Genomic DNA, 15,053 nt, shown 5'->3' with positions numbered 1-15,053 from the left:
TTTTTCCGATTTCTTTAATCGAAATGAAAATTTCATTGTTTCTATATTAAAAGGACGAAGTGGCAGCAGAACAAAACAGTGAAACCAACCCGGTATTACAACGAATGGCTTACCTGATACACCGGTATCAGCAGGCCATATTGACCGCTACAGAGGAAGAAGAACTGCAGGTATGGGTAGCCGCGTCTGCAAAAAATCGTCTTTTTTTTGAACAGCTGACGGATCCGGTGATCCTTCGCGATAAGCTGGCGCAGTATGAAAAATTTGATACTGCCGCCGGTTGGGCCACCTTTAGTGCACAGCATTTTCCGGTAGCAGACAAGGGGCGGGTACGCAACATGTACCGCTGGTGGAGTGCTGCCGCAGCGGTGTTGCTACTATTGGGTGCAGGCATTTATTTATTCCGTCCTTCCGCTCCGGCACCACGGGTGGCCGCCGTATCCGTACCGGCTGCCCGGATATTGCCGGGTTCCAGTAAAGCCATGTTAACACTCGCAGATGGTTCGGTGATCCCATTGGATAGTAACGGCAACCAGGTGATTCAACAACAGGGCGCACTGATTCATTTGAATAATGGTCAGCTGCAGTATAATACGCAGGACTATTCCGCCCAAACCACCATCAATACCCTCACCACACCCAGAGGCGGTCAGTTTCGGCTTACGCTGCCGGATGGCACCCGGGTTTGGTTGAATGCTGCTTCTGCCATCACCTACCCTACTGCTTTTCAGCAGGGGAAAAGAGAAGTGGAGATAAAGGGAGAGGTATATTTTGAAGTGGCGGCAAAGGAAAAAATGCCGTTTAATGTAAAAGTAGGTCCGCTTACCAATATAGAAGTATTAGGTACCAGCTTTAATATTAATGCCTATACAGATGAACCGGGCATTAAAACGACCCTTATACAAGGCGCCGTAAAGGTAAACACCCGTAATGGATCAAGGGTATTATTACCCGGCCAGCAGGCATTGGTAAATGCCCCCGGCGATATCAATATAACAGCAAAGGCAGATACTGCAGCCATCCTGGCCTGGAAGAAGGATGAGTTTTATTTCCATGACGCAGATATACCCACTGTGATGCGTCAGCTGGCCAGATGGTATGATGTAACAATTGTTTATGCAGGTACTATTCCTGCCCGTAGATTTCAGGGAGAAATTCAACGTAATCTGCCACTGTCCGATGTATTGGACGGATTGGAAAATACTGGTATCCATTTCCGCCTGCAGGGCCGTAGTATCATCGTGGAACCATAGGTAACAGCCAGTTTAATTTTTAGCTATCGTCAACTGAATATTATGCACGACCAACTTTAGAGATTATAAGGCGGTTGTCCGGACAATAAAAAAACCGGAGGTGATTGGACCCACCTCCGGGGAAATGTCCGGATGATGACCGCACTAAGCTTGTACATACTTGAATACTGATTATCCATCCTAACAAATGCAAATTTATGCAATTGACTTATCATGGTAAAGTCCTTTCTATGCCTGGACTTTCCGCAACCAAAATTGCACTTACTATGAGATTAACGATCTTTCTCATGATTGTGGCGACCTTAAAAGTATCTGCGGGTGCTTTTGCGCAAACAGTATCAGTATCGATGAAAAATGCTCCTATGGAGGAGATTTTTTCTTCGGTAAAACAACAAACCGGTTACCTGTTTTTTTACGACAGGGATCTGTTGCGTACAGTGAAACCAGTGACCATTAAGGCGGAGAACAAGCCGCTGGCAGACTTCCTCACGGAAATCTTCAAGGGTCAATCATTGGATTATACGATTAAGGACAAAACAATTTTTATTAAGAAGAAAACGTTACCCACGGGCTCAAACTATACTAATCCTGCTACGGACGCTGCACAACAGCCGTTGACCGGCGTAGTGAAAGATGCTGCCGGTAACCTGCTGATCGGGGTGACGGTGAAGGTGAAGGGAACCAATATTGGTACCATCACCGATGAAAAAGGACACTTCTCTCTTGCAGCGGGTCCGGGTGACGAATTGGTGGTATCCTATGTGGGTTTTGAATCCCAGACCTTTCATGTAGGGAACTTCGGTCCGTTGCAATTGTACCTGAAACCACAAACCAGCAGTCTGGATGAAATGGTGATCGTGGGTTATGGTACTACCAGTAAACGTAATAACACGGGATCAGTAGCCACTATTAAATCGGCTGATATTGCCTCACAGCCGGTGCTGGATGCATTAGGCGCTATGCAGGGACGTGCGTCTGGTGTAATTATTAACTCCTCCAGTGGTTTATCCGGTTCCAACTTTAAGGTGACCATCAGAGGTCAGAGTTCTATCCTCAGTCCCAATGATCCACTATATGTAATTGATGACGTACCCTTTTATTCAGAACCGCTCAATCAGTTTACTGCGGCCAATGGCGAGCAAAGTCCATTGGCGGCTATTAACCCCGCTGATATTGAAAGTATCTCTATTCTGAAAGACGCCGATGCTACTTCGATCTACGGTTCCAGGGGTGCTAACGGTGTGATACTGATCAAAACCAAAAAAGGGAAGAGTGGAAAAACACAAACTAACTTCAACGTATATACGGGCGCGCAGCAGGTGGTAAATACCATGAAGATGCTGAGTACGCCGGAGTATATTACGATGCGTAAAGAAGCGTATAAAAATGATAATAAACCTTATGATGAAGATAATGCGCCAGATCTGACACGCTGGGATCAGCAAAAAACAACTGACTGGCAAAAGTTCTATATGGGCAATACCGCACATACTACAGAAGCACAGGGATCTATCTCCGGAGGCAGTGAACAGACACAGTTTTTCTTAAGTGGTACTTACCATAAAGAATCAAGTGTGATGGCGGATCGTTTGGGCTTTCAGCGTGGAGCAGGCCATATAAACCTGAACCATAGCAGCACAAACGGTAAGTTTAATATCAGTGCTTCTGTAAATTATACCAGTAGTCGTGATAATACGTTGCCTACCGATCTGACTATGTTTTATAACCTGGCGCCCAATATGCCTTTGTACGACTCCACCGGTAAGCTGTACTGGTTTGATATGTTACAAAATCCTGCCGCTTTTTTGCTGCGAAAATCAGAGATCCGTACCAACAACCTGGCAACAAACAGCGTCATCAGGTATACCCTGCTGCCTGGTCTGAACATTAAAGCCAACCTGGGATATACCCGTACAGATATGAAACAGACGCAGACCATGCCTGATGCCAGCTTTAATCCGATAACAACCACCGGAAGTCAATCCCTTTTTGGTTCTTCCAGCTTTGGATCCTATATCATAGAACCACAGGCAGACTATACAAAGAAAATTGCAAAGGGCGATCTGCAGGTATTACTGGGTGGTAGCTGGCAGCAGAGTCTTACGCAGGGGCAGTCGGTAACAGCAAGTGGTTTTTCCAGCGACGCATTGCTGGAAGATCAGAATGCCGCGAGCCAGATAACACCACGTCCCTCAGTGTATTCTTTTTATCGCTATGCATCATTTTTCGGCCGGCTTAACTACAACTGGGACGGAAAATATATTGTGAATGCATCCTTCCGCCGCGATGGTTCCACGCGTTTTGCACCAGACAAGCGTTTTGGTAATTTCGGCGCCATTGGCGCCGCCTGGATATTCAGCAAAGAAGATTTCCTGAAAGATAATACCTTCCTGAGCTTTGGTAAAATCAGGGGAAGTATTGGTAACTCCGGCAACGATAAGGTAGGCGACTATCAATACCTGGATAGCTGGTCATCTACCTCTTACCCTTATAACGGCGTACCTGGCCTGGTACCTTCCCGTTTGGCAAATGGATTATTCCGATGGGAAGAAAGCCATAAAAGAGAGATCGGCCTGGAGCTGGGCTTCCTGAAGGATCGCATCTTTTTTAATACCAACTACTACTACAATATTTCCGATAACCAACTGGTGGATTTGCAGCTGTCACCCCAGGTAGGCTTTTCTTCCATTACGGCAAACCTGCCCGCCAGCGTGGTAAACCAGGGCTGGGAGTTTGAAGTAAGCAGTACCAATATTTCAAAGCAGAACTTTACCTGGAAAACATCGTTCAATCTATCAATCCCTAAAAATAAGCTGAAGGAATACCCGGATTTTGAAGCTTCTGCTTATAAAAATACCTATGTGATAGGAGAGCCGTTGACTGTTGTAAGAGGATATAAATTCCTGGGTATAGATCCACAAACCGGCAAACCGCTGTTCTTCAGCAACAGCGGCGCCAGCACGCCTGCGGAAAATGATGACTATGTTACGCTGGGTAATACGGATCCCAGGTTTTACGGCGGTTTACAGAACTCGTTTACCTGGAAAGGTATCAGCTTTGACTTTTTCTTACAGTTTGTAAAACAGGAAGGACCAGGTATTAATTATGGCTACGGCAAAGCAGGTATAGGTACGTTTGCGAACCAGGATATCAGCGCATTGGATCGCTGGAAGACTAAAGGCGATGTGACTAATGTGCCGGGCGCCAGCGCCAGTGGCGGGACCGCAGATTTCAGAAATTATGCACTTTCGTCTGCCAATTGGGGGGACGCTTCTTACATCCGCCTGAAAAATATTTCCCTGCGATATGACTTATCGAAGTATACAAAGAAATGGAAGATGAATAATGTGAGTGTATATGCTTTGGCGCAAAACCTGCTCACCTTCACTAACTATAATGGTTTGGATCCTGAAACGCAGGGCATGAAGATGCCTCCGGTAAAATCCTATGTGATCGGATTACAGTTTGGTTTATAAAGAAATTTCCTGTTCAGCAGATAATAAAAGATTTAACATGAAACGTATTCATATATTTTTAGCTGGCCTGATGATGCTGAGTGCCTGCAACAAGTACGTAGAAACGCCTTTGCCAAAGAATGAGCTGGTATCAGGTCTTGTTTTTACAGATGATAAAACGGCAACGGCAGCAGTCACTGGTTTGTACAGCGACATGAATGCCCTCAATTACCAGTTTGCGAATGTATTGGTGAGCTATTTGTCGGCGATGCAGGCAGATGAAATGTACTACTATACCGGGTATGCAGACTATGATGTATTCCGTGAAAACAGGTTGTTGCCCAGCAGCACCTTTCCACAACGGATGTTTGCAGCTGTATATGCTTACATTTATCAGACGAATGCCTGTATAGAAGGGCTTTCCGCTGCCACCGGTTTAACTGCCTCTGTGAAAAATCAGTTATTGGGAGAGGCTTACTTCACCCGTTCCTTCCTGTATTTCTACCTGGTAAATATGTATGGAGATGTACCTATGATTACCAGCACGGATTATAAAGTCAATGGCGTAAAGCCGCGTGCACCGCGTGCGGAAATATACAATATGATCATCGCCAACCTGAAACAGGCCGTGGATCTCATGGGGAATGATTATCCCACTGGTTTGCGGTTGCGTCCCAATAAAGCGGCAGCCAATGCTTTGCTGGCCAGAACTTATTTGTACAATCAGCAATGGGCGCTGGCAGAATCTACTGCCTCACTCGTGATCAACGATAGCCGCTATGTGTTATTGAAAGACCTGAATACCGTATTCCTCGCCAACAGCCAGGAAGCAATCTGGCAATTACAACCAGTAAATGTGACTGGTGGCCGCAATACCTGGGAAGGTTTCACGTCTACTCCCGGCACACCTACAGCCTCCGCTTTATTCAGATTAGATACTATTCAGCTGATCCGGAAATTTGAACCGAATGATCTTCGGCTCGCTAACTGGACAGGGTTCCGAAAAACTACTGCCGGCGCAACATATTACTTCCCATATAAGTATAAAGTAAGACTGGGAACAATTGGTGCTATAACAGAGTATTCCATGGTGATGCGCGTGGCAGAACAATACCTCATTCGTGCAGAAGCCCGCATACAACAGGGGAAACTATCCGATGGACGTGATGACCTGGATGCTATCCGTGAACGCGCCGGGTTGCCCGATCTGTCTACTTCCCTGACACAGCCGGCGTTGCTGCTGGCGGTAGAGCAGGAACGCAAAGTGGAATTGTTTGCAGAGTGGGGCCATCGCTGGTTTGACCTGAAACGTAACAAAAGATCAGACGCCGTGCTGGGGCCTCTCAAAGGCGCTAACTGGCAGTCTACCGATACGCTGTACCCGATTCCTTCTGATGCTATCAGAACTAATGTTAACCTTACCCAGAATGAAGGGTACAAATAACTATTGTTCGTATGAAACATATAATCCTGCTACATTTACTGGCGCTAGTCGCCGTCAGTGAAACGTATGCACAACAACGGGTGGTGATCACACCGGAGTATCCGGAACACGGTCAGACCATCACTATTACTTACGATCCATCGGCGCCGGGAGCTACCATCCCGGCCGCCGCCAGCCCTGTAACCGTAGTGTTTTCGTATTCCAATTTTTACAACCAGGCATGGAGAATGAACATGCAGCGCAACGGCAATAAATGGACGACTTCCTTCGTGCTGGCTGACTATAGCACCTTCGCTACCTTTTACCTGGAAAGCGGAGAGGCGACTGATAAACCGGCAAAAGACCGGCACTATGAAATCACCGTCTTTAAAAATAAAGTGCCGGTAAAAGATGTATCGCTCTATAAGGGATATAGTATGAGCGCGCAAATGGGGAAATCTCCTTTGCTGGCGGATAAACAAGCTGCACTTTATAAAGAAGAGCTGTCGCGTTATCCGGATAACTATGAAGCAAAGTTGCGGCTGCTGACGTATCAAATCAGTAAGGCTGCTACCGCTAAGGAAAAAGAACAATTCAGAACCAGGGCGCAGCAGGTGATTGCCGATAAATTTGATGCAGCACCTACTGACAGAGGTAACATCAACAAGGTCACCATGGGCTACCTGATCATTGGTGAAAACACCCGGCTTGACTCTATCCGGAAAGTTATCCGTGAACGCTATCCCGCCTCGGATGTTGGGAGAGAACTCATGACAGAAGAAGTGGCCAAAGGAAAAGATACGACAAGGCAGATCACCTTTTTTGAAAATGAACTGAAAAAGGAAACAGCAACCAACAGCGAATCTTTTGGCGGCATGCATGACAAACTGTTTCAATATTACAGCGTAAAAAAGGATAGTAGCAAAGCATTGTATCACGCCCGTTTTATGACCAACGAAAAGGAGAACCCTTATAAGGTGCTCACCTGGCAGGAGATCGCGCAAACATTGCTGGATAATAACCTGGCGCTGGATAGCGCCCGCCGCTATGCACAACGTGCACTGGATAGCGTAGGTAGTTATCCGGTAGGTGTGATCCGTTATTTCCCCGAAACAGGCTATATCTATCCTGCAGTAGATGATAGTACGCGACAGGCAACGATTCATAAAGGCAGCGGACATTTATTATCTATACTGGGACTGATCGCGATGAAACAGGGGCATCTCGCAGCAGCAGATAAATACATGGAACAGGCAACAGATGAATATGCCGGCAAAGAAACATTGGATAATGCCGCTGCTTTTTATCAGCATACCAATAATGCCACCAAACTGGCACAGCTGGAGGTATTCCGGAAAAATATACTGATCGCCAAAGTAAAGAAGCAACGAATGAACAGACCGGCACCACCCCTGAATACGTTTGTGGATATGAAAGGACAACCAGTATCCGCGGCATCGCTGAAAGGTAAGATCATACTGATTGATTTCTGGGCTACCTGGTGCATTCCCTGTATGCAGGAAATGCCTTATCTGCAAAAGTTATATGATCAATACAAACAACATCCGGATGTTGTGTTTATGATCACCAACAGTGGGGCTAAGAATACCCTGGCAGATGCACAAGGCTGGAGCGGGAATAAAAAATATACTTTCCCGGTGTATTATAATACGGATCCGGCCATAGGAGATAAGTTCCGGTTTAACATTATTCCTGCTTCCTATCTCATCAACAAAGAAGGTAACATCATTTTTACCAACATAGGATTTGAAGGACCAGAAGTAGAAGAGAAACTGAAGCAACAGCTGGATATGCTGTTAAACGATTAATATCACCACTAATAATAGCCGGTTTCGTTTTAAAATACTTAAGCTATCACCACAACCGGCCCAAAAGATTACCTGAAATTTGTGCTATCAAAAAAAATATCACAAAATGGCAGCGAAAAATAGAATAGCCCTGGTAACGGGTGGTAGTCGTGGTTTAGGCAGGAATATGTCTTTACATCTTGCTAAAAACGGTCATGATATCATTATCACTTATAAAAGCAACCAGACAGAGGCAGATAAAGTAGTAGGGGAGATACAGGCGCTGGGACAAAAAGCAGCGGCTTTTCAGCTGGATACCGCCGATACAAAAGCATTCGATGCTTTTTTCGATACCGTATCCACTCATCTGCAGAACGCAACCGGCAGCGGCACCTTCGATTTCCTGGTAAACAATGCCGGCATTGATCGTGGATCCCTGATTCCACAAACAACGGAAGCAGACTTTGATGAATTGTATCACGTGCATTTAAAAGGCGTATACTTCCTTACACAGAAAGCATTGCCTTTCATCGCAGACAACGGTCGTATCATTAATCTTTCTACCGGACTGGCACGTTTTGTAACTCCCGGATATGCAGCTTATGCTTCTATGAAGGGTGCTATAGAAGTATTCACCAGGTACCTGGCGAAGGAAGTAGGTGTACGTGGCATTACTGCCAATGTAGTGGCTCCTGGTATTATTGAAACAGATTTTACCAAAGCTGTATTTGATCATGCACCACAGGCCATTGCACATATCTCTGCTCAAACGGCGCTGGGCCGTACCGGTGTGCCGGATGATATTGGTGGAGTAGTAGCTTTTCTGTGTTCAGAAGAAGCGCGTTGGATTACAGCACAGCGTATTGAAGCTTCGGGTGGGATGTTTTTGTAAAGGGCATTATGAACTTGTAAAAAAGAACGACAGGAATCTTGTCGTTCTTTTTTATTTTTATAACAAAAAGCAAATGCCCGAATCAGCCGTACTAAAAAAGCTATACTTCCATAAAGCCGCCAGTGCTTTAATCATCAATRCCCCTTCTGAATATATCACGCTCATAGGTGATGTCAGTTATGATACAAAGCCTGCAGCTAAAAATAAAGGTGCTTATGATTTTGTGCAGGTATTTGCACTTACACAATCTGAGCTGGAAAAGCTGGTGAAGGTGCATGTGGCATCGGGTAAACCGGATTGTATTTTCTGGGCCTGTTATCCTAAAGGCAGTGGCAATATTAAAAGCGATATTAAGCGGGAGACGGTATGGACAGCTTTTGAAGCAGTAGGGTTGGAGGCTGTAACGAGCGTGTCTATAGATGATACCTGGACTGCGTTAAGAGCAAGGCCCATCAACAGATAGTGTTTGTTCGGAATCGGACATATTATGTGCTATTTACGGGCATTTACCCTGTGCGGAATTATTGTAAATCGTTGGTAATCAAAAGACTTTCTTTCCGGCATTTGTTTGGAGCAACCAACCTTCAATAAATGTGTCTATACAGGGAACTTCTATAATTCGCACTATGTTTAAAAATTATTTCAGGATAGCATTACGTAATTTATGGAGAAACAAAGGGTTTTCAGCGATTACGATTTTCGGGTTGGCTATAGGTATGGCTACCTGTTTGCTGATCACCTTATTTGTAACAGATGAGTTGAGTTACGATAAATTTAATGAGAAGGCTGATCGTATTTTTCGTGTGGATGCAGATTTCTTTGTGAACGGGAATGCCTTTAAGGAAAGATATTCACCCAGTCAGCTAGGACCGGTATTAATGCAGGACTATCCACAGGTGGAGAATTATGTACGTTTTTTTCAGCAAGGTAATATAATGGTAAGAAAAGGTACCTCCACGCTGTTAGAACAAAATGCCAGTTTTGCAGATTCTTCACTGTTTGATGTATTTACCCTGCCTATGATTGCGGGGGATCCTAAAACCGCTTTAACGCAACCACATTCTATTGTGATTTCTGAGCGCATGGCGCTTAAATATTTTAACAGCACTGATGTATTAGGAAAAACTTTGTTGACGGATAATGTCAATACCTACCAGGTAACCGGGGTGATAAAAGATGTGCCTGACCAATCGCATCTGCACTTTGATTTTATCCGCGCCATGTCTGAACTGGAGGATAGTCGCAGTGCGCAGTGGATGGCGGATAACTATACCACCTATATACTGATGCGGCCGGGAGGAAGCAGTGGGCAACTGGAAGGGTATCTGAAGGGAGCTACTAAAAAATATATGGAGAGTTCTCTGAAAAAAATGACGGGTAGTACCATTGCGGATGTTGAAAAGAACGGTGGACATTTTGGATATGTAGCGTTACCTCTTTCCAAAATTCATTTGAATTCTCCCTTGTCCAGTGAAGTAGAGCCTTCCGGAAATATTCAATATGTATACATTTTTATCGCTGTAGCTATCATCATTTTGCTGATAGCCTGTGTAAATTTCATGAACCTCTCCACAGCCCGTTCTGCCGGACGTTCAAAAGAAGTAGGGGTGAGGAAGGTATTGGGTTCCCAGCGGTCATCACTGATTTTTCAGTTCCTGACGGAATCAACACTGACCAGCTTTTTCGCCTTGTTACTGGCCGTGGCTATTGCCATTTTGCTGTTACCATTCCTGAACCAGTTATCAGACAAACATATGGTGTTGAAGACAACATATCTGATCTGGATGATTCCTTTTTTAGTGGTGACTGCTGCGGCAATTGGTTTGCTGGCGGGTAGCTATCCGGCATTTTTCCTGTCTGGTTTTGAACCGATGAAGGTGTTGAAAGGTAAGCTGTCGGTTGGTTTTAAAGGGAGTTGGTTGAGAAATAGCCTGGTGGTATTTCAGTTTACCGCTGCTATTTTACTGATAGTAGGTACGTTGGTGATCAAGAATCAGTTGGATTTTATCCGCAATAAGAAACTGGGGTATAATAAAGAGCAAATGCTGGTATTGGGAAATACTGCTGCACTGTGGACACATGCCAAAAGCTTCCGGCAGGAAGTACTGACGATTCCAGGGGTGGAAGCGGGTACAATGACGGCTTCACTGCCTACCGATGTTGCCATAAATACCAGTATCTACTCCAGAGATGCCGGAAGTAGTAATGGACAGGTAATGGGTATAAATGACTGGTATGTGGATGCGGATTACATTCCCACGATGGGTATGCAGATGGCTGCCGGCAGAAACTTCTCGCCAGACATGCCTTCTGATACTACTGCGTTCCTGTTAAATGAAACCGCCGCAAAATTGATGGGTTTTACAGATGTGAATGACAAGTACCTGTATGATAATAACAATGGTAGGGCACAGATAAAGCTGATTGGTATTGTGAAGGATTTCAATACCGGATCTTTAAAAAATAAAATACCGCCCCTGGTGTTCCGCCTGGGCGAATATCGCCGTAAAATGATATTCCGGGTGCGCACCGCCAATATTCAGCAAGTGGTGGCACAGATCAAAAGCAAATATGAGGCACAGGAAGGTATGACCGGACAGCCTTTTGTATATTCTTTCCTGGATGATGATTTTAATCGTTTGTATGTGGCTGAGCAGCGCACAGGTAAGATCTTTATTTCCTTTGCGGTGCTGGCCGTGTTGATTGCTTCCTTAGGCGTGTTTGGGCTGATTACTTATGCCGCCGAACAGCGTACCCGGGAAATCGGCATCCGCAAGGTACTTGGCGCCTCTGTAACTGGTATTGTAACGCTGTTATCAAAAGATTTTCTGAAACTGGTATTACTGGCTATCGTCATTGCCACGCCGCTTGCCTGGTTTATGATGAACCGGTGGTTGCAGGACTTTGCTTACCGTGTGCAGATCAGCTGGACGGTATTTGTATTGGCTGCCTTCATTGCTATCCTGATAACGATGTTAACGGTGAGTTACCGGGCTATCCGGGCGGCAGTGGCTAATCCGGTCAACAGCCTGAAAGCAGAATAACTAGTTAGCCAGCGGAAGCTCCAGGTAAAAGGAGCTTCCGCCTTGTTTATTATTTTCAAACCAGATCTGTCCCTGTTGTGCATTGGTATACTCCTTACAGAGAAACAGGCCCAACCCGATTCCTTTCTCGTTGTCGGTGCCGAAGGTAGAGCGTACTTTCAAAGAAAACATATCTACCTGCCTGGAGGCGTCAATGCCGGCGCCGCTGTCTTTCACCTCAATTAAACATTTATCCCCCTTTCTGCTGGTGGTAATAAAAATAGAGCCCCCTGCCGGTGTAAATTTGGCCGCATTGCCTACCAGGTTACGGACAATCAGTTGCAACATGTTTATGTCTGCCATTACTTTAATAGAGGCGTCTATATTGGTGTCCAGGCTGATTTTCTTTTTGGCAACGGCCATTTTATTAATTTTCAGAATAGGCAGTATGGCTGCAGCTACATCTACGGGAACGAGGTTTACATTGAGTCCATCCATTTGTGTTTTGGACCATACGAGTATATTGTACAACATCTCCTGTGTACTGTTTACCACATATAATAACTCCGTTTCTATCTGTATCTTGTTTTGAGGGTCAATTTCTATTTCCCGCATCAGCTGAAGATAGGACTGGATAGATGCCAGCGGGTTGCGGAGGTCATGGGAGATGAGCGAGAAAAGCTTACTTTTTTCTGTATTCATGATTTCCAGCGAACGGGTTTTTTCCTCTCCCTGCTTCTTTTCTTTTGTGTAGGCATTTTTCAGGTAAATGGTGCCGACGAAAATAACGACCACATTAATAATGTAGGTAGGGGTCATATCCGCAAAGATGTCTTCTCTCGTTTTGTAAACGGGTTGTATTGCGTGGGGATGATAGTACTCATAGATGATCAATCCCAGTACAGTAAAGAGGTTGAGGCCTATCCACCAGTAATATTGCCTGGCCGGTGAAATCAGCATGGTCAGGAAGAAGGCCAGTGTAAAGGATAACAGGGAGGCGCCTTCTATACCGCCACTGTAGAAGTAGTTGATGGCAAAAGCCACGTTAATCATGATCACAGAAATGGCGATGCATAGATTTACCATCTTCCGGTATCTTGATAAATAATAAATACCGGCAAATGCCAGTACCAGGATAGAAAAAATAAACGAGGTAACAGTAAGCCCCGTTATGTAGTTGTAAGGAACATTAATGGCAATAATGATGAGGGCAATCGCGCAAATGGCATTAAAGATGCGGTTTTCCAAGGTAAACTGCTGGGGGTCTCCTACGATAAAGTGTGAAAGTGTTTTCACTCGTTGTAATAGATTTCGGGTACCGGTTGTTGACATATGACGAATTTAAGCAAAAACAACTGCTAAGTACGTGAAAGTACTCTCTCAGGGCAAAATCATATTATTGTAATCTCATAATTTTTTTCGGTATTCTTCTTACAATTTGATTAATTTTCAAAAAGATAAGCAGTACAGCCAAAATGTAATTCTGATCGTTATGAAAAGCAATATCCGCGCCATTCCGCGTCATATGAAATAATCAGCCCAACTTAATTAATGTTTTAATAATACGCCTGCTGTTCACCGGCTACGCGGATAAAAGTAATTTCGTCAGGTGCGATCATTCAATTAATATGACTACCCATTTAACAGACATAGCACTGTTTCACCTGGTTAAAACTGGCAGCATGGAAGGCTTTACGGAGCTGTATCTACGCCACTGGGAAGAGTTGTATGGCTATGCCTGGAAGATACTTGGAGATAAAGATCATGTAGAAGATGTATTACAGGAACTTTTTCTGCACATATGGGATAAACGGGAAGGTATTAAGATAGATACCAACGTAAAAGCTTACCTGTTCAAAAGCCTGAAAAACAGGATCTACAATTTTCTGAAAGCCAATGCGGTGAAAAATGCCCACTATCAGGCGTTGCTCAACAGCATCGATAGCGCCGCAGAAGAAGACGCTGTTATAGAGCGAAAAGAATATGCCCGCCGGCTACTGCACCACCTGGAAGCCTTGCCTGGCAAAATGAGAGAAATTGCCCGTCTTTACCTCATGGACGGCCTTAATGTGAAAGAAATCTCCGACCTGCTCTCCCTTTCAGAGCATACCGTCCGCAATCAGCTGAACAACGTAAAGCGCCGGTTACTACGAAAGTAAATATTTATGTTAAGGAAATGTTAATTAGCGGATTCGTCTGATCAAAAAATGATCGCTGAGTTGTCTTCGTATACACATACGGGTTACTATGGGGCGACATGATAAGAAGATATCCGACTTCTTCGATCGGCTGAACGAACAAAATAAGGAAACTCCCTTTGCCTCTGAAGAAGAACGGCAACAGGCGAAGCAGCGGCTGCTGCAGTCCATCCTGGCCAACGCCCAACCGGCCGCGGCAAAGGTGCGTCCGCTTACCTGGGTGTACCGCATCGCCGGCAGTGCTGCGGCTATTGCATTGCTGTGCTGGGGCATCCACTATTGCTGGTTACAGCCGCAGCCGGAAAAGCCATTAACGCTTACCTGGATCAGTACCGGCATCCGGGAACAAAAACGCGTGATGCTGCCGGATAGTTCTGTAGTGACCCTCAACGCCAACTCACAACTTAGTTTCAACAGCCATTTTAATAAAGAAGACCGCATTGTCACCCTCCATAAAGGAGAAGCCTTTTTTAGCATACAACCCAATACTGCCCGTCCGTTCCGCGTGCTCACCGATAGCATCACCACTACCGTACTCGGTACTTCCTTTAATGTGATGAAATATGCACATAATCCTGCTGTAAAGATTACGGTGAAAACAGGTAAGGTAAGTGTGGGAAAAGCGCAGCAAACATTTTGTAACCTGCTGCCGGCTGATCAGGTAATGATAGACAGTAAAAGCTATCATTTTACCACGCGTCATGAAGAAGGATTGGGCGGAGATGAATGGACCAGCGGTCGTATTGTAATGAGGGAGGAACCATTGTCTAATATATTGGAACGTCTGGAGATGATCTATGGGGTGGAGTTTGACAAGCACTCGCTATCCGATGACTCACTCCGGACGATTACCTTTAATGCCGGTATGCCTTTGCAGAATGTGCTCACGATTGTTGAGAAAATAAGTAATGTACGGTTTAGCAAAAAAGACCAACAAAACAAAATTCGCGTGTATGTAAAATGAAACAGCATTCGCCCTAACGAATGCTGCTGAAAACTCT

At 45.0% G+C, this 15,053-nt stretch carries 10 protein-coding genes; 9 read left to right on the top strand and 1 reads right to left on the bottom strand.

The window, feature by feature from the left end; genetic code table 11:
- The first annotated feature begins 59 nt into the window (after positions 1-59).
- From AB4Z08_RS13955 to AB4Z08_RS13925, 7 genes are all read left to right on the top strand, one after another.
- A complete protein-coding gene (locus AB4Z08_RS13955; protein WP_441574360.1) occupies positions 60-1,253 on the top strand; it encodes a FecR family protein in 1,194 nt (397 codons plus the stop codon).
- 266 nt (positions 1,254-1,519) lie between these two features.
- Positions 1,520-4,729, top strand: a complete 3,210-nt coding sequence (locus AB4Z08_RS13950) for a SusC/RagA family TonB-linked outer membrane protein (protein WP_441574359.1) — start codon at positions 1,520-1,522, stop codon at positions 4,727-4,729.
- Positions 4,730-4,766: 37 nt separating this feature from the next.
- Positions 4,767-6,152 carry a RagB/SusD family nutrient uptake outer membrane protein gene (locus AB4Z08_RS13945; RefSeq protein ID WP_441574358.1) on the top strand — a complete coding sequence of 462 codons (1,386 nt, stop codon included), beginning with the start codon at positions 4,767-4,769 and terminating at the stop codon, positions 6,150-6,152.
- Positions 6,153-6,163: 11 nt separating this feature from the next.
- Complete coding sequence (locus AB4Z08_RS13940; protein WP_441574357.1) at positions 6,164-7,960, top strand: TlpA family protein disulfide reductase; 1,797 nt, start codon at positions 6,164-6,166, stop codon at positions 7,958-7,960.
- Between the two features lie 106 nt (positions 7,961-8,066).
- Positions 8,067-8,831, top strand: coding sequence for an SDR family oxidoreductase (locus AB4Z08_RS13935; protein ID WP_441574356.1), 765 nt, complete (start codon positions 8,067-8,069; stop codon positions 8,829-8,831).
- A gap of 73 nt (positions 8,832-8,904) precedes the next feature.
- Entirely contained in the window at positions 8,905-9,294 is a 390-nt protein-coding gene (locus tag AB4Z08_RS13930) for a hypothetical protein (RefSeq protein WP_441574355.1), read from the top strand.
- 163 nt (positions 9,295-9,457) lie between these two features.
- Positions 9,458-11,875, top strand: a complete 2,418-nt coding sequence (locus tag AB4Z08_RS13925; RefSeq protein ID WP_441574354.1) for an ABC transporter permease — start codon at positions 9,458-9,460, stop codon at positions 11,873-11,875.
- Here the strand turns inward: AB4Z08_RS13925 and AB4Z08_RS13920 are convergent, their stop codons facing one another.
- Complete coding sequence (locus AB4Z08_RS13920) at positions 11,876-13,186, bottom strand: sensor histidine kinase (RefSeq protein ID WP_441574353.1); 1,311 nt, start codon at positions 13,184-13,186, stop codon at positions 11,876-11,878.
- Positions 13,187-13,482: 296 nt separating this feature from the next.
- On the opposite strand from AB4Z08_RS13920, the gene AB4Z08_RS13915 reads away from it, so the two are divergent.
- The gene (locus AB4Z08_RS13915) at positions 13,483-14,013 is read left to right on the top strand and encodes an RNA polymerase sigma factor (protein WP_441574352.1); all 531 of its coding nucleotides are present in this window, start codon (positions 13,483-13,485) and stop codon (positions 14,011-14,013) included.
- An 88-nt stretch (positions 14,014-14,101) separates the two neighbouring features.
- The gene (locus AB4Z08_RS13910; protein ID WP_441574351.1) at positions 14,102-15,016 is read left to right on the top strand and encodes a FecR family protein; all 915 of its coding nucleotides are present in this window, start codon (positions 14,102-14,104) and stop codon (positions 15,014-15,016) included.
- Positions 15,017-15,053: the final 37 nt, after the last annotated feature.

It is taken from the genome of Chitinophaga sp. RAB17 (assembly GCF_052114225.1).
GTDB lineage: Bacteria > Bacteroidota > Bacteroidia > Chitinophagales > Chitinophagaceae > Chitinophaga.
The sequence above is the reverse complement of the archived record's forward strand: the minus strand, read 5'-3'. Positions and strand labels throughout refer to the sequence as shown.